13 protein-coding genes are annotated in these 20,806 nt (G+C 39.1%); 6 read left to right on the top strand and 7 right to left on the bottom strand.

Annotated features, from left to right (window positions below; genetic code table 11):
* Positions 1 to 171: 171 nt before the first annotated feature.
* Positions 172 to 2,337 carry an exonuclease domain-containing protein gene (locus AC0VZ5_RS10645; RefSeq protein ID WP_475472769.1) on the top strand — a complete coding sequence of 722 codons (2,166 nt, stop codon included), beginning with the start codon at positions 172 to 174 and terminating at the stop codon, positions 2,335 to 2,337.
* Between the two features lie 13 nt (positions 2,338 to 2,350).
* Here the strand turns inward: AC0VZ5_RS10645 and AC0VZ5_RS10640 are convergent, their stop codons facing one another.
* Genes AC0VZ5_RS10640 through dinG form a run of 6 tightly spaced genes read right to left on the bottom strand, consistent with a single transcriptional unit; the run spans position 2,351 to position 7,170 of the window.
* The gene (locus AC0VZ5_RS10640; protein WP_138605011.1) at positions 2,351 to 2,506 is read right to left on the bottom strand and encodes a YbaM family protein; all 156 of its coding nucleotides are present in this window, start codon (positions 2,504 to 2,506) and stop codon (positions 2,351 to 2,353) included.
* Positions 2,499 to 2,771, bottom strand: coding sequence for a late competence development ComFB family protein (locus AC0VZ5_RS10635; protein WP_138605010.1), 273 nt, complete (start codon positions 2,769 to 2,771; stop codon positions 2,499 to 2,501). Before AC0VZ5_RS10635 ends, AC0VZ5_RS10640 begins: the two co-directional genes overlap by 8 nt.
* A gap of 50 nt (positions 2,772 to 2,821) precedes the next feature.
* Positions 2,822 to 3,709: a histone deacetylase family protein gene (locus AC0VZ5_RS10630; protein WP_475472767.1), complete on the bottom strand. Its 888-nt coding sequence runs from the start codon at positions 3,707 to 3,709 to the stop codon at positions 2,822 to 2,824.
* Entirely contained in the window at positions 3,709 to 4,317 is a 609-nt protein-coding gene (locus AC0VZ5_RS10625; RefSeq protein ID WP_054202432.1) for a primosomal replication protein, read from the bottom strand. The genes AC0VZ5_RS10630 and AC0VZ5_RS10625 overlap by 1 nt, the downstream gene beginning before the upstream one ends.
* Before the next feature lies 1 nt (position 4,318).
* On the bottom strand, positions 4,319 to 5,095 hold the full coding sequence (locus tag AC0VZ5_RS10620) for a TSUP family transporter (protein ID WP_054202433.1): 777 nt from the start codon (positions 5,093 to 5,095) through the stop codon (positions 4,319 to 4,321).
* Positions 5,095 to 7,170 (bottom strand): ATP-dependent DNA helicase DinG, encoded by a 2,076-nt coding sequence (gene dinG / locus AC0VZ5_RS10615; RefSeq protein WP_054202434.1) that lies wholly within the window; start codon positions 7,168 to 7,170, stop codon positions 5,095 to 5,097. Before dinG ends, AC0VZ5_RS10620 begins: the two co-directional genes overlap by 1 nt.
* 60 nt (positions 7,171 to 7,230) lie before the next feature.
* Here dinG and AC0VZ5_RS10610 point away from each other — a divergent pair, with 60 nt between their 5' ends.
* From AC0VZ5_RS10610 to radD, 3 genes are all read left to right on the top strand, one after another.
* The gene (locus AC0VZ5_RS10610; RefSeq protein ID WP_475472764.1) at positions 7,231 to 9,579 is read left to right on the top strand and encodes a DNA polymerase II; all 2,349 of its coding nucleotides are present in this window, start codon (positions 7,231 to 7,233) and stop codon (positions 9,577 to 9,579) included.
* Between the two features lie 403 nt (positions 9,580 to 9,982).
* Positions 9,983 to 12,856: a TonB-dependent receptor domain-containing protein gene (locus tag AC0VZ5_RS10605; protein WP_138605006.1), complete on the top strand. Its 2,874-nt coding sequence runs from the start codon at positions 9,983 to 9,985 to the stop codon at positions 12,854 to 12,856.
* Positions 12,857 to 13,042: 186 nt separating this feature from the next.
* Entirely contained in the window at positions 13,043 to 14,794 is a 1,752-nt protein-coding gene (radD, locus tag AC0VZ5_RS10600) for a DNA repair helicase RadD (RefSeq protein WP_475472762.1), read from the top strand.
* A gap of 36 nt (positions 14,795 to 14,830) precedes the next feature.
* Here radD and AC0VZ5_RS10595 read toward each other — a convergent pair whose 3' ends face one another.
* Complete coding sequence (locus tag AC0VZ5_RS10595; protein ID WP_010388233.1) at positions 14,831 to 15,163, bottom strand: ribonuclease E inhibitor RraB; 333 nt, start codon at positions 15,161 to 15,163, stop codon at positions 14,831 to 14,833.
* 228 nt (positions 15,164 to 15,391) lie between these two features.
* Between AC0VZ5_RS10595 and AC0VZ5_RS10590 the strand changes: the two genes are divergently transcribed.
* Complete coding sequence (locus AC0VZ5_RS10590; RefSeq protein ID WP_475472759.1) at positions 15,392 to 17,119, top strand: autotransporter assembly complex protein TamA; 1,728 nt, start codon at positions 15,392 to 15,394, stop codon at positions 17,117 to 17,119.
* Complete coding sequence (gene tamB, locus AC0VZ5_RS10585; RefSeq protein ID WP_475472757.1) at positions 17,119 to 20,790, top strand: autotransporter assembly complex protein TamB; 3,672 nt, start codon at positions 17,119 to 17,121, stop codon at positions 20,788 to 20,790. Before AC0VZ5_RS10590 ends, tamB begins: the two co-directional genes overlap by 1 nt.
* Positions 20,791 to 20,806: the final 16 nt, after the last annotated feature.

Raw genomic sequence — 20,806 nt, 5'->3', positions numbered from 1 at the left:
TATTATGTGTAATGTAGTTAAAGTAGCACTAAATTTGCTGGCAACCTTAGCACAGAGTGATCACGCTAAAAAAGATATTTCAATAGTAATACGTATGCATAAAAATTTTATTGGGTTGATAAAAATAACGAGATACTAGATACTGTTTTTATATACAGTATGGGCGGTTTTATGAAAAAAGAGTTACCAGCGAAATATTATTTGGCACATTTTAGAGAGCTATTAACGTTTGTGAGCGAGAAATGCATGCATTTACTCGAGCAAAAGCATATTTCATTTATTAGTAAAATAAACACGCTCGACGAGCAGAGCCAGTGTATGTTGGCGCGTATTTATTCTCGTAAACCTTACTTAGTACAAGCCCAATCATTAAACTACGAAGAAATTAGCTCGCCATACCAAGCACTTTTTAACTTAAAAGCAGCAAAGTTAATTGTAGAACCCTCTGATAAAGATCATAGGCAACTACTAAGTCACCTAACAAAACCGGCCTTAATAGAGCTGCTAGAAAAGCAAGAACAACCGCCATTATTTAAAAAAAGCGCTGCTAAAAGTAACTTAGTTGAAATAGCTAGTTCATTCTTTGAATCTAAGCCAGAGTGTCTTGCACACTTATATAATCAGTACGTGATAAATAATAGAGAAGAGTACTACGAGTATTTTGAATTTTTATATATTGGCAGGCTCAGTGCAGGCGATATTAATCATCAAAATCGATTTGTACTGCGAGATTTAGGCGTAACACCTGTTAGGCAAGAGCATAGTGAAAGCTTGTCGCGCTTTGATTCAATAGAGGAAGCGCAGTCTAACTATGCATTAAACCGTTTGCAACTAACGCTTAAAAATACAAAAGATGACAATGAAAGAGAGGTACTAGCAAAGAAGCTAATAAATGAAGTAGCGTTGGGGGTTATTGCACAAGAGTTAAAAAACAAGTTACTGGTTATACTTTATAAGCAACTAAAAACAACTAACCCAACACTTGCGTTTGATGTACTTAATGCTTGCGAAGACGATGCACAAGCCTTAGAAATTCAAATAAGGGAGCAATATCGACAAGGCAATAAGCAATGGGTAAAAACGCAGCTTGAGCAAATTATAGAAAACCCGCTTACTGATGAGTTACTGTATTTTGCAGATGACTTTTTAATGCGTAAATTTAACAAGCAAACCCGTTCGCGGCTCAGTGAAATGTTAGCCAGTACACGCTGCATTATAGAAGTTGATGAACTTTACCGCGGCGATGTTGAGTTAGGTGTAAGCGATCACTACACTCGTCAAGGCAAACAGGTTTTTTATACTGAAAATACTTTGTGGCAAAGCCTATTTGCGCTGGTTTTTTGGCAAGAGCTATTTATTGAAACCCCGACGCCGCTTTGTAATGAATTTGATATTTTCCCACAAGCGTTAAAAACAGACTCCTTTTACTTAAATCAATCCTCACAAATAGAAGCGCGGCTGGCTGCGTGTAATAGTACCCCCAAATTGCTGCGTTTAGTGTGTAACCATGCCGCGAAGTATTATGAGCAACCAAATGGCTTATTTAGGTGGCACCCAGATGTTTTAAAGCCAGTAGAGATGCTTATATTAAATAGCCCAATAACCGCTTTACTTCAGCATTTAAAAAATATGGCAAAGAACTACCGACAGCTAAAAGATGGTTATCCCGATTTAATGATTGTTGATAATAACGCCGTTCATTTTGAAGAGGTTAAAGCCCCTGGCGATAAGCTTAAAAGAAACCAACTAGTGAGTATCGATAATTTAAAAAGCTGTGGCTTTATCGTAAATATTGCAGCGGTAAACTGGTATGTAGATCCTAAGCGGATTTATAGTGTGGTAGACATTGAAACGACGGGGGGCCTAAAAGGGGGGAACCGAATTACCGAAATTGGTATTGTTAAAATACAGCAAGGTAACATTATTGATACATGGACTACGCTGATAAACCCAGAGCGGCCTATCCCTCGTTTTATTACTAAACTAACCGGTATCAACGACGCCATGGTAAGTGATGCGCCTATATTTAGCGACATTGCTTCGACTTTATTAGATAAGCTTTCGGGTAGTATTTTTGTCGCTCACAATGTTAATTTTGATTATGGCTTTATTAAAAAAGAGCTTGAGGGGCTGGGAATCAACTTTAAAATGCCAAAACTATGTACCGTTGTTGAATCACGTAAAGCATTTAAGGGATTAAAGTCGTACTCACTGGGGAATTTATCTGCACACTTTAATTTAGATTTAACTAACCATCACCGTGCATTAGATGATGCTAAAGCGACCGCGCAGTTATTGTTACTGGTACAACAATCTACAAATAGGGTTTGCGTTTAGGAAGTAAAAAGCGCTAAGTGCGCTTTGTTACTTTATTTTCAAAGTCACTTTTTACGATATCGAGCGCTTTTAATACTTCTTCTGGCTCTACATCGTGTTGCTCTAAAATCATAATTAAATCAACAGCCAGTTTCACGTGTGTAGGAGCTTCTTCTAGTGGGTTACTCATGGAGCGCTTTCTTTTTAGCTATTTGATCAATCGCAAAATTAATGGCAACTTCTACGCGTTGCTGCATATCTAAACGATCTGTTTGAGTTAAATAAAACGCCATATCTACATCGTAACGAATATAGCGGGGTGGTAATTGATTGAGAACGGTGCAGCAAAAGTCAGCCATTACATCGTCGTTGTAACGTTCATTAAGTTTACGTTTTTCTATTTCTTCTAAAACGAGTTTTTCGTAAAAATTGTGTATGTCGTCATCTAATCGCATATTCCTGTCACTCTTTTTTATTGTCTGTAATGAGTCTATACCAAGGATTGTTATAAATCGAGAGCCGCTTTAAATAGTTGCTTATGGACGCTAACTAAATTGTTGATGTTGCGTTGATAACCGCCACCTAAAGCGCACATCAGCGGTATGTTTCGCTGCTTACAAAAATTAAGAACGGTAAAATCGCGCTCATATACACCAGCTAAGGAAACATCAAATAAGCCGAGTTCGTCTTTGGTGTAAATATCGGCGCCCGCATTATATAAAATAATATCAGGCTGGTGCAGACGAACACATAACTCAAGAGCTTGCTCTAGTGTTGTTAAATACTCTGCATCTGTGGTGTTTGCAGGTAAGCCAAAGTCGTAGTTTGAGTGCTGTTTTTGCCGAGGAAAGTTTTGTTCACAGTGAATTGAACAACTAATTATCTGCTCGTGATATTGGGTTATTTGCGCGGTACCGTCACCTTGGTGTACGTCACAATCAAATATTAATACGGTGTCGGCTTTCTCTGTTGAAATAAGATGCGCTGCCGCAATGGCTAAATCATTAAAAATACAAAAGCCACTGCCGTAATTGCTATAAGCATGGTGGTAGCCGCCACTTAAATTCGCCGCTAAACCACTTTTAATTGCACTTTCAGCGGCTTGAATGCTGGAACCAACAGAGTAAAGTGTTCGCTCAACAAGTTCAGGAGAGTGAGGAAATCCCATTTTCTTCACCGCTTTGTCAGTCAACGACCCGTTTAAAAAGTCAGCAATATAATCTGAGCTATGGCATAAGCTTAACTGCGCTGTAGTTGCAGGCGAAGGCGATATAAATTGGGTGTAGCCTAAACATTCAACTTCATGCTTAAGCTGTTGATACTTTTTAATTGGAAATCGATGGCGCTCAGGGAGCGTTAAAGCAGAGTAGAGAGGGTGATAAAAAAGCTGCATTAGCGTAGCTGTTGTTTTTCTACTTGTTGAATTTTGTCTTCGGTGGCAGAAATCGCTTTTCTACAACGGCCGAGTCGTGCATGAGTAGTTAAAATTTCTTGGTTAAGCTTTTGTGCTTGCGCAGGCGATGCTTTTTCCATTTGCAATTTACGCTCTTCAATCATCAGTACTAGGCGACGTTCAAATTCATGGTTTTGTTTAAGTTCGTCATATAACTCGTGGGATGATTGCATGATTTTTTGCACCGCTTGTTTATAAACAGGCTGTTTAGCACGAGGCTTATAATGACTTTTATTTTCTTTCACCCAAATAGGGGTCGATTTAATAACATTAAATACCGCTTGTACCTGACTGGCAATACGCTCAAGTGCATAGGTGTAAGCATGGCGGTGTTCGCTAGGTGGTAGGCTAGCTATTTCATCTTCTATTTCTACTACGTAGTCGGCTAAGTTCATACTTTTGGTGCTAAACACGGCTCTGTCAAATAGGCTCGGCTGTGCCTGCATATACCGGTTTTTAGAAAAGAGCTTTGCTTTGTCAAATTGCTCTGCTTGTTGCTTAAGCGTGGCAACTTGTTGGCGTAGTTTGTCTAAAGCAGCAGATTGCATATTAAAAGTATGCCTCGTAAATTAGTTTTAATGCTAAAAGTATAACCATCGTATTAAATACTGGACGAATAAATTTACTGCCAAAACGAATCGCTGAATGTGCGCCAAACCATGCACCAAGCATGATAAAGAAGCCCATTGTAATTCCTAGTAAAAAGTTAACATGGCCAAGTGCAACAAAGGTGATCAGCGAGATAAAGTTAGAAACAAAATTCATTGAACGCGCCAAACCACAATTAAGTAGCAAACTCATTTTATAAAGCATACCGTTTGAGGCAGTCCAAAAAGTTCCCGTTCCAGGCCCCGCCAAACCATCAAAAAAGCCTAGGCTTAACCCTTGTAGCCACTGTTTAATTTTTATTGCGCGGGTTAATTCAGGTAGGTCGTCGCTTTGTGTGGTACTTAAATTACCAAATAAGCTGTAGCAAGCCACTAAAATAATAATAATGGGTAAGAGCTTATTTAAAAACTCAATGCTTAAATGATCAACAATGAGTGTGCCTAACAAAGCACCTATGGCGGTGGCGATTATAGAAGCAAACCAAAATCGTGGGTTAAATAATTGTTTTTTATAATAGGTAATACTGGCAGTTAACGAGCCAAAACTGGCGGCCAATTTATTAGTGCCGAGCGTTAAATGAGGAGGTAATCCCGCCGTTAACAGTGCCGGTACAGTGAGTAAACCACCACCGCCAGCAATAGCATCAATAAAGCCTGCTAAAAGTGCAACGCCACATAAAATAGCCCAAGTTGTTGGGTCGAGTGCAAGTTCAAACATCAGTAATCTATTTGTCTTTTAAAAGGTGGTAAGGTGTCGAGCATGGCTTTGCCATATCGTTTGGTGATTAAGCGTCTATCTAAAATAGTTATTGTGCCAATATCACTTTCTTTGCGCAGCAGTCTACCACAGCTTTGTACCAATTTCTTTGCTGCGTCTGGCACGGTTATAGATAAAAACGGATTACCGCCTTTACTTTGCACAAACTCCGCTTGTGCTTCTTCTATTGGCGATGTGGGCACCGCAAATGGAATTTTTGTAATAATTAGGTTTTCTAAATATTTACCAGGTAAATCAAGTCCTTCAGAAAGGCTTTGGGTGCCAAATAAAATACTGCCTTTGCCTTCATCAATATTTTTAGTATGTAATTTGAGTAAAGCTTCTCGTGACATTTCACCTTGTACTAATAAGTTAAATCCCTTTGTTCTAAGAAACTTACTTACATGGTCCATTTGCCAGTAAGAGGCAAACAACACTAAGTTGGCTTTTTTAGTGTTTAGATATTCGGGTAATGTTTTAGCAATATGATCGCTAAATTCTTTATCTGTTGGCTCTATGCTTGACGTCGGAATACGCAGAGTGGCTTGTTTTGGGTAGTCAAACGGGGAGGGGACTTTTATAAACTTTACCCCTTCTTCTTTAGCAAGACCGCTTTCATAAGCAAAGTGATCAAATGAGCCTAGTGCGCTCAAGGTAGCTGAACATAGCACGGCTCCAGCACATTCGCTCCACAGCTTATCTTTTAAATAGTAACCGACCTCAATGGGGCAGTCGCTAAGCAAGTGATCATGATGGCTTTTATATTCAAGTCGTTTTATCCAACGCGCATGCGGCGTGCCTTCGCCTTTAGTAGCGTAACTAAACCATAATTTATTAAGTTGTTCTAAGCGATTTATGTATTGCCCACTTTCAGCCAGAATGGGGTCGGCAACATAAGGTTTAATATCACCGTCGCTTACATCTTGTGTGAGGGTGTCGTGCATTTTATTCAAACACCGTAATGCATCAAGCGTGGCTTCGCTAATGTCTTTTGCCTTAGCGTGTAGCGATTTAGGAATTTCACCATGTTCAAAGCGATAGGTATCGTCTTTTGAATATTCAAAATCGGCGTTGTCGAGAATATCGCGGACTACTTTTAAATCTTTGTTAGCATCGTTAACGCTATCGCATAACTTAAAGTTTTGCCCAATACCTTTTTGCCCCACTAACACTTTGGCCATTTTGCCACTAAATTTAGTGAGTTTGTCAAGCCAATCTATCGTGCCTTTTATGGTAGCCGCAGCAGATGAAAAATCGCGGGTAATATGCGCAAGGTGATGCGCTTCGTCGATTACATAAATGGTATTGTCGGGTTCGGGTAAAATTTTTCCGCCCCCTAAATCTAAATCGGCTAATAGTAACGAATGGTTTATAACTAATACATCCATTTGCATTAACTGCTGGCGGGCGAGTTGAAAAGGACATGTTTGGTGTGCTTTCATCTGGCGTTGGCAAGCATGCTTATCGCAAGCGATTAGTCCCCATACCCTATCAGGGATGGTATCGGCCCAGCTGTCTCTATCGCCTTGCCATTTTTTATTGACATAGGCATCGTAAAGTTGCTTTAAGCACTTAGTTTCCATATCACTTAGTGGCGATGTAAGGGTAGGCATAAACTCCATTTGAGTTTGGCTATCGCTGTTTAGTGCATTGTGAAGTTTGTGAGCGCAAATATAACGTTGGCGGCCTTTTACTAAATCAAATTTAAAATCGAGCCCGGAGTGCTTTTTAAAAAACGGTAGCTCTTTAGCGATTAACTGCTCTTGCAAAGCGACCGTAGCTGTAGAAATAACCAGTTTCTTTTTTTGTGCTAATGCCAGCGGTAGAGCGCCTAGGCAGTATGCTAATGACTTGCCGGTACCTGTGCCTGCTTCAATAACGCAAATACGTTGTTTTTTATGGTATTCACCGGCTAATGTTTTTGCTATTTCAGCAACTAGGTAGTTTTGACTACTACGAGGGCGGTAATCGGTTAGGTTATTTGCAACATGCTGGTGTACTTGTCTAATTGTTTTTTTTAGTGAGCTCGATAGCATGTGATGATTAACCTAAAATATGTATATAATTACAGTGTATATATTAAGTGGGATCGAACATTGACACAAGCAATCTATCAGGGCTTTATTTTATCAAGGCAACAATACACTGCTAAAAATGCACAAGGTATTACTTTGTGCTATTGGCTAAGCTCTGAGCAAGGCCCGATAAAAGTGACGATTGAAAACCAGCAAGCGGTATTCTTCATCCCATTAGCACAGCAGCAGGCAGCGAATACCTTGTTGACTAAGGCGAGTGTTAACGTCCAGTTTAATAATGTTGAGCTTTGTCACTTTAGTGGTAGCGAGTGTGTTGCCTGTTACTTTAACGATATAAAAAGCCTATACACTGCAAGAGCTCTTTTAGAGCAAGCAATGCCAATTTACGAAGCCGATGTGCGCCACAGTGATCGCTTTTTAATGGAGCGCTTTATTAAAGGAGGTGTATGGGTAACCGGTAACGCCAAAGCTCAAAACGGCTTTATTGAAATTAGTGATGCAAAGCTAAAAGCAAACACCGAGTATACGCCAACGCTTAAGTCTGTTTCTTTGGATATAGAATGCAATGGCGACGGGGTGTTATTTAGTGTTGCACTGGTGGGAAATGGTTTAGATTGTGTATTGATGATAGGTGAGCAACAGCTGCAGAGCGACTCGACATTTGAAATAGACTGGTGCTATGACGAAATTAACCTACTCACCAAGCTGCAGCAGTACATTATAAATAATGATCCCGATGTTATTGTTGGTTGGAATGTTATTGATTTTGATTTTAGTTTATTGCAAGAACGCGCTGAGGCGTTAGGGCTTACTCTAAACTTTGGCCGAGATAATCAACCTTTATATATTAATAAGGGTCATTACACCCGATTAACGCTCCCAGGGCGGTGCGTCATTGATGGCATTGATACCTTGAAGAATGCCACTTATAGATTTGACAGCTTTTCGTTAGCTAATGTTGCAGAGCGGGTGCTTAACGAATCTAAATTAATAAAAACCGACAACCGATTAACAGAAATTGTTCGTCAATTTAATGAAGACAAGCTAGCTCTTGCTGCCTACAACCGTCAAGACTGTATTTTGGTTAATCAAATTTTCGAAAAATTAAAGTTATTTGAATTTGCCATAGTCAGAACTCAAATCACTGGGCTCGAACTTGAGCGCATGGGTGGATCAGTTGCCGCATTTACAAACTTATACTTACCGTTATTACACCGCAGTGGTTATATTGCCCCCAATTTAGGCGATCATGGGCTCTCATTTGAGAGCCCCGGTGGCTATGTGATGGAGTCGACTCCAGGGCTGTATAAAAACGTTTTGGTATTGGATTTCAAAAGCTTATACCCTTCAATTATGCGTACGTTTTGTATTGACCCGCTAGGTTTAATCGTAGGGCTAAATGAGCCAGAGCAAGCAGTTGAAGGATTTAATCAGGCATTATTTTCAAGAACGCAGCACCACCTGCCTAAATTAATTGAGCACCTGACACAAACTCGCCAAGAAGCCAAAGATACTAATCAACCCATGCTCTCGCAAGCGATTAAAATTATTATGAATAGTTTATATGGTGTACTCGGCTCTAAAGGCTGTCGGTTTTACGACCCGCGCTTATCGAGTTCTATCACTTTACGTGGCCATGAAATAATGCAAACAACTCGTAAATGGATAGAAGCGCAAGGCTTTGAGGTGATATATGGTGATACCGACTCTACGTTTGTAAAACTCAGTGAAGATACAAGTCCTGAGCAATGCAACGAGATTGGCAGCCAACTTGTTCGACATATAAACGAAAAGTGGCAGGTCGACTTAAGGCAGCGTTATGACTTACAAAGCTATTTAGAAATTGAATTTGAAACCCATTACAGTCCGTTTTTTATGCCAACTATACGAGGTAAAAAAACAGGTTCTAAAAAACGTTATGTTGGTCAAGTAACCAAAAAAAATGAAAAAAAGTTGGTCTTTAAAGGTATGGAAACCGTTCGCAGTGATTGGACTGAGTTTGCACAGGAGTTTCAAATACAGTTGTTTGAAACTCTTTTCTCTAGTCACTTCGAAATACAGCAACTGCACAATATAATAAACAGCTACACGCAAAAATTATACAGCGGTGACTTTGACCACAAGCTCGTTTATAGAAAGCGTTTAGGGCAGCACCTGAGCGATTATATTAAAAATATCCCACCTCACGTTCAAGCAGTTAAAAAACACAAAGCGAGCCATCCTGAGTTTGAAATAAAACGCGCGCAAGTAATCGAATATGTTTACGCAATAACTGGCGCCGAACTTTATACTGGTAAAAACATCCTTAATTACCCCCTATACATTCAAAGACAGCTTGAACCCGTAGCGCAAATGATATTAAGCGCTTTAAACACATCAACTGAATCTACTCAAGCTACATTATTTTAACTTAGCTATGGGAAAAATAGGTGCTTTGTAGGTTTTTTTTCGATTATAAGTTCCTATTTCGCATAAAAATTGTAAATTTTAAAGTTAACATTTGTGATCATGATTACAAAATTGTTTTAAATCACTACAAGATAAAAATCTAATATAAATTAATAATTATCATTTAAATCAGGTGTTTATCTTTTTGTTTTTAGGTTGTTTCTAAATCAAATCCAAAAAAAAGCTTAAAAAGCGAACCAAATAAACTTAAAAATGATAACGAGAAGTCACTTAAAGTGTTTTTAAGGTTAATTTAATGTTGACCGTGTTGTGATCAAAGTATTATCATCTAGGGCATGATCACAATTTAATTAACAAAAGTGGTCAAAAATAAAAAAACAAATAGTATTCTAGGGAGAATCAAATGTTAAATAACAAAGTTTCAAAAGCAGTTCGTTTAGCGATCGCTTTTGGTGCAGCTTCTACTGCTGCTTTCTCAGCAAGCTCAATTGCTGCAGAAGAGGGTGCAGAACAAGTTGAAAGAATTCAAGTAACCGGTTCACGTTTAACAAGAACTGATCTTGAAGGTGTTGCTCCAATCACTACCATTTCTGGCGAGTCTATGGGTGATATGGGTATCAGTAATGTTGGTGAATTCATTCAGTCAAACCCTGTAATGTCGGGCTCACCAGCTACTACAAGCACAAACAACGGCGGTAACGGTGGTGTATTCGTAGAGCTTCGTGGTCTAGGTTCGTCAAGAACACTTGTACTAATTAATGGTCGCAAACCTGTTTCAAGTGATTTCCAAAACATCCCATCTGCAATGATCGAAAGAATCGAAATTCTTAAAGATGGCGCGTCTGTAACTTACGGTTCAGCTGCTATGGCAGGTGTTGTTAACGTTATCACTAAAAAGCAATTTACAGGTATTGAACTAAAAGCTAATACTTCTTGGTACGACGATTTCAGCGCAGGCAAGCAAGAAAACTTTGAAATTGTAGCTGGTAAAGAATTTGACTCAGGTCATATTACTGTTGGTTTTGATTACTCTCAACAAGACCCAATCTATCAAGGCGATGTAAAGGGTGTAGATTTCTTCCAATACCCTTGGTACGTAGGTTCTACAGATCAAGCTAAAAGCTTTTATGAAAATGGCCTAATCACTCCACAAGATGATCCAGATAATGCAAACGTAATTATTTTAGGTTCAGGCTCTGTTCCATGTGGTAACTTCTACCTTAGAAATCAACCAGGTAGCTTCACAAATGGTAATTGTCCAACAGGTGCTGATGGTAAACCTGCAGCAGGTGACATGAGACCTTTCGTTGGTGGTGGTGCGAATAACGATACATATAACTACGCTCCAGTTAACCTAATGCAAACACCTTATGAAGTAGTAAACTTCTTTGTTGACACGTCATTTGAAGTTTTTGACGGCGTAACGCTATACACAGAAACTCGTATCAACAAACGTGAATCTCGTCAAGAGCTTGCCGCTGTTCCTTACGATACTCGTTTTGATCCAGGATACTTAGTACCTGACTCTGCTGGTAACATGGTAAATGGTGTTTCTGCAGATAACTACTACAACCCATTTGGCGAAGATGTAATTCGTTCACGTCGTCGTATGCTTGAAGGCGGTCGTTCATTTGAGCAAGATTATGTTCGCTTCCAAAACGTGATCGGTCTTACTGGTGATATTAATGATTCTTGGACCTATGACGCTTACTACAACTATGGCGCTAATAGCCTAAATGATACTGATTTTGGTCAGTTATATGGTCCTAACTTATCAAATGCAATGGGTCCTTCATTTAAAGACGCTGACGGTAACATCGTATGTGGTACAGAAGCTAACCCAATTGCCGGTTGTGTATCGCTAAATGTATTTGGTGGTCCAGGTACTGTAACTCAAGAAATGCTTGATTATGTTACGGCTCCTCTTGGTGATTCTTACAACGATTCATTCCACCAAGTTCGCATAGACGTGTCAGGTGAGTTATTTGAACTACCTGCAGGTTATGTAGGCAGCGCGTTCGGACTTGAGTATTATGAGACAGAATTTGAAGATGTAACTGACTCAGGTAAATTCTTTGACGAAGTGACAGGTAATACTGGTCAACCACTTACAGGTCTTGGCAGACATTACACTGCAGCAACAGCTGAATTCTTAATCCCGTTAATTGCAGACATGGGTGTTGAAACTCTTGATCTTACAGTAGGCGGTCGTTACGATGACTTCAGTACAACAGGTACTAGCTTTACTTGGAATGCCAAGTTAGAGTCGCGCGTTTTTGATGGTTTGAAATTCCGTGCTAACTACTCAGAAGTATACCGTGAACCTACACTAGATGATCTATATTCTCCTGCTGCGGATTCTTTTGAAACAGCATCTGATCCATGTGGCGCTGCTCGATACGGTGATTTATCAGCTGCAGGTCAAGCATTATGTGGCACTCAAGGTGTACCAACAGGTGGTCACTCAAGCACTGACTCTCAAATTCGTACTCGCGTAGGTGGTAACACAGAGCTACAAGCTGAAACAGGTGAAACAATCACTGTTGGTTTCGTATGGGCTCCAAACTTTATCGATAACCTTGGTATCACAGTTGATTACTGGGATATCAACATCGATGGTAAAATCGATTCTTTAGATACTACAGACATCATGAATGGTTGTTACACAGGTCTTCTAGAAGAGCAGTGTGCTAAAATCACTCGTGCGGCAGATGGTACTATCGACAAAGTTGATAGCCGTACAACTAACCTTGCTGGTATGACAGCTAAAGGTATAGACGTAGATGTAAACTACAGCTATGAGCTACCTAAAGGTATGTTACGCCTTAACCTTGCTTGGACTCATTTCTTAGAAAGAGGTGAAGAAAACTTCAACGCAGAAACAGCAACGTTTAATCTTGAAGATTTAGCTGGTCGTTTTGAAAATGATACGTCTTACTTTGAAGACAAAGTATTATTTAATGCGACTTACATGTTAGATGACTTAAGAGTTGTTTACGCAGCTAACTACCTTTCAAGCCTAGAATATGCTGACCTTTCTTTCTTCAATGCTGCAGGTGAGCTTGAGGGAATGAAAGCTACTATAGACTCACAGGTTTACCATGACTTGTCAGGTCAATACACTTTCAGCACTGATACTACAGTACAGTTTGGTGTTCGTAACTTAACTAATGAGTTACCTCCTTTCATCGAAACTGCATCTAATGGTAGCACTGATGAAAGTAACTACAGACTTTATGGTCGTCAGTTCTTTGCTGGTATTTCTCAAAAGTTCTAATGTTACTTTTCAGGACTTATTAAACTAATAATTAGTTCTAAGTTAAAAGTTAAACGGCCCCAGATACTGGGGCCGTTTTTTATTTTTAAAGGAAATATAATTAAAACTTTTTAAATATTTATAAATGGCTATTAAAAAGTGGTTTGTTTGTTAAAATTTAACTACATAAACTAAGTTAATATCTAAATGACCTACACCCTTAGACCCTATCAGAGCGAAGCGGTTGAACGCACCGTTTTACACTTTAGAAAAACTAACGAACCTGCTGTTATTGTTTTACCTACAGGTGCGGGTAAAAGTTTGGTGATAGCTGAACTTGCGCGTATTGCTAAACAAAAAATATTGGTGTTGGCGCACGTAAAAGAATTAGTGGAGCAAAATGCTCAAAAATATAAAAGCTTTGGTCTTGAGGCGAGTATATTTTCCGCAGGTCTCAAAGAGAAATCGTTAACCCACCAAGTTACCTTTGCCAGTGTGCAGTCGTTATCGCGTAATCTAAATAAACTTAATGAGCACTACTCATTACTTATTATTGATGAGTGTCACAGAGTAAATGGCGAAAAGAAAAGCCAATACGGAAAAGTTATTAATGCACTTAAATCTCACAACCCTGAATTAAAAGTACTAGGTTTAACCGCGACGCCTTACCGACTAGGGTTAGGCTGGATTTATCAGCATCATTACCATGGCTTTGTGCGTGGCAATAAGGAAAGCCCATTCAAACGCTGTATTTTTGAATTACCTTTGCGTTATATGATCAAGCATAACTACTTAACTCCCCCTAAAGAGGTTGATGCTGCAATTAGCCATTATGATTTTTCATCTTTAACTAGCAATGCATTTGGGCAGTATAGTAATGAGGATATGAATGCGCTGTTAAAAAAATCGACCCGTGCAACTCAAACAATTCTGCAGCAAGTTATTCAATATAGTGAGAACCGCTATGGCGTGATGATATTTGCAGCTACGGTTATGCATGCACAAGAGATAATGACTTATTTACCGGAGGATCAAAGTGCGCTGATCACCGGAGATACACCGAATAGCGAACGCGATAAAATAATTAAACAATTCAAAGCTAAAAAAGTAAAGTATTTAGTGAATATATCGGTTCTTACAACCGGCTTTGATGCCCCCCATGTTGATTTTATTGCTATTTTACGGCCCACAGAGTCAGTAAGTTTATACCAGCAAATTGTCGGTAGAGGTTTAAGGTTGGCTGAGGGTAAAGATGATTGTTTAGTAATTGACTATGCGGGCAATGGCTTTGATTTATTTTACCCAGAGGTGGGTGATAAAAAAGGCGATAGTGATAATGAACCCGTGCAAGTGCTGTGTCCTGGGTGTGGCTTTGCCAATATATTTTGGGGTAAAACAGACGCTGATGGCAAAGTAATCGAGCACTTTGGTAGGCGTTGCCAAGGCTTATTGGAAGACGATAATGGGGTAAGCGAGCAATGCGATTATCGTTTTCGTTTTAAAGAGTGTGAGCAGTGCGGCGCACAAAATGATATTGCTGCTCGAAAATGCCATGACTGTGGTGCTGTGATGGCCGATCCTGATGATAAGCTTCGTAATGCGTTAAACCTTAAAGATGCATTAGTCCTTCGTTGTAGTGGCTTGAGTGTGACTAAACTTAAAGAGCAATTGTTAAAAGTTACTTATTTTGATGAAGACGGAGCCAGTTGTGATGAAGTTTTTGATTTAGCAAACAAAGGATCACAGTATTACTTTAATAAGCAATTTGGTAAGCGTGTAGGGCAGGGACAGTCACCAATTGAATTTATCAGTGCAGAGCAAGTTATAAAAGCCCAGTTTTATTTAATACCACCGGATTTTGTGATTGCTCGAAAAAGTAAAAAGTATGGCTGGAAAGTGGCAGATAAACTTTTTGATTATAAAGGCAGCTTTAGAAAAGCAAACCAGCTAAGCCGATAGGCTAAGCTGGATATCTCATTCATCATAAAATTAGGGTTATACTTCTTCTGCGTCTAATCCCCAACCATCGCCATAACCATTTAAGCTATTAGCGATACTTTCAATATATTGTTCTGCTTGGCCTAAAAGTGCATGCTCTGGAACCATTTGTACATGGGCTATTACCTCCCAAACACCGGTATCTTTACATTTCTCAACATCAGCAGTTTGCACTAATGCATCGTTTACAATCTCAGTTGCAAATTTTTCGGCATCAGCCTGTTGTTCAAATAAAATGTAAAAATCAATTTGTTGCATTTTACTTAAATCTACACCGGCGGCGGAAATTTCAGCAAGAAGCTGGCCATTATCATCATCAGGAAATTGCATTTAAAACTCATAAATTAGTGTTTATTCATTAGCACTATTGTAACCAAAATAAATCATTAAAGCGCAAGAATTTTTAGTTAAGCTCAAAGCGGTTTAAAAGATTCGCATAGAGCCAGCTAATATTTTAGACGCTGATAATGATTAAGTTAATGTTAGGCTCATTATCGCTATGCTATTATTGTGTCGTTAATTTGTTGTTTTTTATGGGTACATAGTAAGGATGATTACTTGTTCAATCAGTTTTTAAAATCCATTATTTGTTTTTGCTTATTTTTGAGCTTTTTCGCTATTGCAGCTGACAATATAATTGAAGATTATGAAATAAAAGGAATTAGTGGAGAGTTAGAAAACAACGTTGCTCTTTATTTAAAACCTTTAGTGGGTGAAAAACCAACGCGCTCACTGCGTCGTTACGCTAAATCGCAAGTTGAAGATAGCTTAAAGGCATTAGGTTATTACAGTTCAAATGTGACTATCGATTTTAATAAAGATGAGCATGAGCTTGTTGCGACTATTGAGCGCGGCTCCGCAATCCGTATTGAGACGCTTAATATTAGCGTTAACGGGGAAGCTAAACATGACCCATTAATTCAGCAAGTTATTGAAAGTTTAGAGTTAAAGCAAGGCGACATTTTAAATCATGGAATGTATAGCGCAGCCTACAAAAAAATTGAATCCGTTTTGTTGGAGCATGGTTACTTTGACGCAAAATGGCCTGCCCGAAAATTTGAAGTGTCATTAAAAAAACACAGCGCTATTATTACCTTTACCATTGAAAGTGGTGTGCGTTATCGCTTTGGTGATGTGTTAATTACCAATCAAAGCCCAGCAGAAAAATACATTCGCTCTTTAGCTCCGTTTGAAATGGGTGAGCACTATAAAGCATCTAAGATTGCTGACTACAACCTAGATTTATCGAGCACTCCTTATTTTACAAGCGTGCGTGTTTACGCTGATATTTCAGCTAGAAAAAACAGCCAAGTGCCTATTAAAGTGGACGTATTACATAAGCCCGCGAATAGCTACGAAATTGGTGGCGGGTTCAATACCGAACTGGGTCCAAAGGTACGGTTTAAGTGGAGTAAACCATGGATCACGGAGCAAGGACACTACCTAGAAAGCAATCTTAATATTGCAAAAAAACAACAAGATATTTCTATGGCGTATACCATCCCTGTTAATAATCCGAATGATGATTTATGGCGTTTATCAGCAGGCTATAAGCTCGAAGATGAATTAGCCGACAATATTTACAGTGAAATTTTAACCGCGCAGTTGCAAAGGCAATGGCTCACCGAGCAAAAATGGATAAGAACTGCATTTATCAGGCGCGAGCAAGAAACCTATCGGATTGGCGACGGGCTAGAACGCACCACAGAAATGTTATTACCAGGTGTCAGTTATGCCCGAAAGCAATCGAAGGGAGGTACCACCCCTTATTCGGGAGAGCAGTGGTCTATATCGGCAGAGTTTGGTCTCGATAGTGTACTCTCTAGTACCAATATTGTTAGGGTGCAATTACAGCATGCATGGTTGCGCACTTATCTTAATAAGCACCTTGTGTTTTTAAAAGCAAACTTAGGGGCCATGTTAGTTGACGATATTAACAATGTTCCATATTCATTAAGGTTTTATGCTGGTGGCGATCAAAGTGTGCGCGGCTTTGCTTATCAATCAATCTCACCAGAAAATGACAATGGGGATCGCATCGGCGGTAAATATTTAATCGCGACGACTGCTGAATATAATTACCAATTTGCCAAAAACTGGCGAGCAGCTTTATTTGTTGATGGAGGGACGGCGACCAATGATTTTTCTGAGCAATTTGAAATAGGTGCAGGGTTTGGTTTTCGTTATTTAACGCCTATAGGACCAATAAGAATAGATCATGCGTGGGGACTCACTAAAGAAAGCAAAAGCACTCGTTTAAGTATTACCATAGGGCCGGAAATTTAATGTCTGTATTTAAAAAAGTCACTGCAGCACTTAGCACCTTAGTTGTTGCTGTATTAGTGACATTTTTTTGCGTTGTTTTTACAGCTCCAGGTAACCAGCTAATTGCTTATAGCGCCAATAAGTTAGTTGACGGCTTAAAAATTGAAATAAAAAGCGGGCGTTTTTTATATAATGATGCGTTTAATTTTCGCTTTGAGCGTGACGGTTTATTACTTGATGCTCAGCAGCTTAAACTAGATTTATTTTGGTGGCACTGTGATGGTATGTGTATTGATAACTTAAGTGCCCGGTCTATAAAACTAAACTTACCAGCATCATCATCTAATTCTCCTGATACATCTAACGAACCGTTGGAACAAATCAGTTTGCCATTTAATATTGCACTTAAGCGTTTAGCGGTCAGTGAGTTTGTGTTAAATCACACAAGTGCAAACGTAGTTGTTAATAATGTGGAGATTTCTGCAAAGGCACAAGGTGCTGATATTAAAATTAAAAACGTGAATATTCCGAGTGTTTTAATCGCGTTAAAAGAGCAGCCTGGAGAAAATACAGCCAGTTCTACCCCAATTACTGAGTTACCAGCATTACCTAATATCGCATTTATGTCGCCACTCAATATTTACCTAGAACAGTTTAATATTGCGCAGTTCACGGTGGAGCAGAATGCACAGCAAAATGTGGTAAATAATATTGCGCTACAAATGAAGCTAATAGGTTCTGAGATTAACGTTGCTTCATTGTCTGCAAATTATCAGCAGTGGCAGCTTAATACTGCACTTAACGCAAAGCTTAAAGACAGTTTACCAATTAATGGCGATATCAGTCTAAAAGGGCATGGTTATGATGCCAACATGCAAATAGGCGGAGACTTAGAAAAGCTCAATGTAGATATAAAAAGCAGTGAATCATTTCCTTTTGAACTTGCTGCTACGGCTAATCTCAAACAACCAAATTATCCATTTAGTATCAATGGCGGTGCAGAGCAGTGGATTATCGAAACAGCAAGTAAAGAGTTAAAGATAACCGACGTAAAATTAACCGCACAAGGCAATGCTAACGATTATCAGTTATCTTTATTTGGTAATAGTCAGTTAGGTGCTTATCCAACTGTGAATTTTAACAGTCAAATTAATGGCTCACTGAGCGAAGCAAACTTAAAAAATTTAGCCCTTAAAGCGAATGAGAGCCAAGCTACTATCCAGGCCAATATCGACTGGCAAAATGGGGTTAGTGCTAACTTTAGCGGCGCGCTATCGAGTTTAAAAGCGCAATACCTCACTGACACACTTACCAGTGATATTTCAGGGCAGTTTAAAGGGGCATTTGTTACCAGTTCAAATAGCTGGCAATTAAGCATGGATGACACCCAATTAAGCGGGTTACTAAATGATGTGCCGCTTAATTTTGCTGCTCAATTTAATTTAAATGATGAACTTAAAGCCACTGTAAATAAATTTAACCTTAGCAGCGGCACAAATAGGTTAACCTTAACAGGCGAAGTTGATCAGCAATGGCAGATTAATGGGGCTATTGCGCTGCAAAGTAATGATGAGGCAAAGCTTCCGTTTATTGCTAATGGTAAAGCAGATTTAAGTATAAGAGGCGAGCGGTTAACGCCTGCAGTTGATTTAGTGTTGAAGCTAGAGCAGTTTATTTATGACGAAATTAATATTAATAAGTTGGCGTTAAAAGCACAGTTAGACACCGCTACCGATTGGCAAACAGATATCAGCGTTAGTCTTGATTCAGCGCGCGTTATGCATCATCAAATTAATAAAGTGGAAATAGTTGGCAGTGGTGATAAAACCGATCATCAATTGAGTGCATCTATTGATGCTGATGCTGGGGCTGCCTCGTTTGAACTAAATGGCAAACTTGCTAACGCGATTTGGCAAGGTGAACTCAGTAATATCAGTGTAAGTGATAAAACGCTTAGCTTTGAAAATGCTAAAGATATAGCTGTAACTATAGATTCGAAAACGGGCGACTTTAATGTGAGTGCGCATTGTTGGCAATCGAGTAATAGTAAGTTATGTATTGATAGATTAAATCAAACCCGCGAATTAGGCCAGCTTAACGTAAAACTGGCCAATCTTGAATTGCGAGAGCTAAAACATTGGTTACCAGATAATATAATAACACGTGGTGATATAGCGGGAGACTTTGCTGCTAATTGGCAAGCTGGCACACTTAAAACTCTACGCGCTAATTTAAATTCATCAGGGCTTAACGCGGTACTTATTAACGAAAAAGATCGATTTACGCTACCTATAGAAACGCTAAACATAAGCGCTTTTTCTGATGCTAAGGTTGGCCAAATAGAAGCTAATATAGAATCGAGTGTTTTGGGTAAAGTAACGACTAAAGTTAATATTGATGATATTCAAAATAAGCAAACGCTTAACGGTAATATTCAAATTGATAAAATTTTATTGTCTGATATACAGCCATTTTTAAATACGTTCGAGCAGCTTAATGGCGCCATTCGTGGGCAAGTTGCATTAGCAGGCACACTTAAAGATCCCTTGTTAGAGGGAAATTTAAATATTGAGAATATCAACCTAGAAGGTGAGCAACTGCCTGTAGCTCTTAAAAACTCCAATATAAATGTGGCGTTTAATAAGTCTACCGCCACCATTGAAGGAGATTTAAATGACCCTCAAGGCGGACAGGTAAAATTAACGGGGAATGTTGATTGGCAAGGTGAACAACCAGCTGTAAATATGAATGTAGTCGGCAGTGAGTTTTTTGTAAGAGCGCAACAAGGCGTGGTGTTTAAAGTATCACCAGAGTTAAAAATAAGTTTAGCTGACAATGCACTTAAGCTGGCAGGTGATGTTGTAGTGCCTTATGGTCGAATAGAAATTGAAGAGCTGCCAGAGGGGGCTGTACAGGTTAGTGATGATGAAATAATTTTGGATCAAACTACGCAAAATACTAAAAAAGCCCCATTTAACTACGATATTGATTTAAAAGTAACGGTTAAAAATGATGTCAGAGTAGCCTCATTTGGACTTGAGTCTAAAGTAGTGGGTGATATGGATATCAAAATGAGCCAAGACTCACCCATTATTGCCATTGGTGAGCTTAATTTAATTGAAGGAACTTACTTGGCATTTGGTCAAGACTTAATAATTAGAACCGGGCAAATTGGTTTTAGTGGCGCAATAGATAAGCCTCATTTAAATATTAAAGCCATTCGCAACCCAAATAATACCGCCGATGGTGTTATTGCAGGTGTTACTTTAACTGGCAGTGTTGAGCAACCAAATTTAAAAGTATTTTCAGAGCCGGGCATGGACCAAGCACAAGCCCTAGCGTATTTGCTGAATGGTCAACCATTAGGAGAGGGTGACAGTTCAACGGATGCAATGTTAACTCAATTACTACTTTCTCAAGGAGTGAGCCGAAGCGAAAGCTTAGTGTCTAAAGTCGGTGAATCGTTTGGCTTGTCAGATGTGAGCTTAAGCTCTAAAGGTAGTGGCGAGCAAACAAAGGTAGAAATATCAGGTTATTTAGCACCGAGTTTGCAGGTTAAATATAGCGTGGGGGTATTTGAGTCGCTCAGTGAAGTGGCAGTGCGTTATCAGCTAATGTCGAAGTTATATATAGAAATAACCAGTGGCCTGTATCAAAATGTCGACATACTGTATAAATTCAATTGGGATTAACCTTTATCTACCAATA

Source organism: Pseudoalteromonas sp. QJM3NY_12 (assembly GCF_056173165.1).
Note: the sequence above shows the minus strand (reverse complement) of the source record. Positions and strands in the feature narration are given on the sequence as shown.

What these genes read in the sequence shown, in the direction of transcription:
- AC0VZ5_RS10645 (WP_475472769.1), top strand. Translation starts at nt 172, where the DNA reads ATGAAAAAAGAGTTACCAGCGAAATATTATTTGGCACATTTTAGAGAG.
- AC0VZ5_RS10640 (WP_138605011.1), bottom strand. Translation starts at nt 2,506, where the DNA reads ATGAGTAACCCACTAGAAGAAGCTCCTACACACGTGAAACTGGCTGTT.
- AC0VZ5_RS10635 (WP_138605010.1), bottom strand. Translation starts at nt 2,771, where the DNA reads ATGCGATTAGATGACGACATACACAATTTTTACGAAAAACTCGTTTTA.
- AC0VZ5_RS10630 (WP_475472767.1), bottom strand. Translation starts at nt 3,709, where the DNA reads ATGCAGCTTTTTTATCACCCTCTCTACTCTGCTTTAACGCTCCCTGAG.
- AC0VZ5_RS10625 (WP_054202432.1), bottom strand. Translation starts at nt 4,317, where the DNA reads ATGCAATCTGCTGCTTTAGACAAACTACGCCAACAAGTTGCCACGCTT.
- AC0VZ5_RS10620 (WP_054202433.1), bottom strand. Translation starts at nt 5,095, where the DNA reads ATGTTTGAACTTGCACTCGACCCAACAACTTGGGCTATTTTATGTGGC.
- dinG (WP_054202434.1), bottom strand. Translation starts at nt 7,170, where the DNA reads ATGCTATCGAGCTCACTAAAAAAAACAATTAGACAAGTACACCAGCAT.
- AC0VZ5_RS10605 (WP_138605006.1), top strand. Translation starts at nt 9,983, where the DNA reads ATGTTAAATAACAAAGTTTCAAAAGCAGTTCGTTTAGCGATCGCTTTT.
- radD (WP_475472762.1), top strand. Translation starts at nt 13,043, where the DNA reads ATGACCTACACCCTTAGACCCTATCAGAGCGAAGCGGTTGAACGCACC.
- AC0VZ5_RS10595 (WP_010388233.1), bottom strand. Translation starts at nt 15,163, where the DNA reads ATGCAATTTCCTGATGATGATAATGGCCAGCTTCTTGCTGAAATTTCC.
- tamB (WP_475472757.1), top strand. Translation starts at nt 17,119, where the DNA reads ATGTCTGTATTTAAAAAAGTCACTGCAGCACTTAGCACCTTAGTTGTT.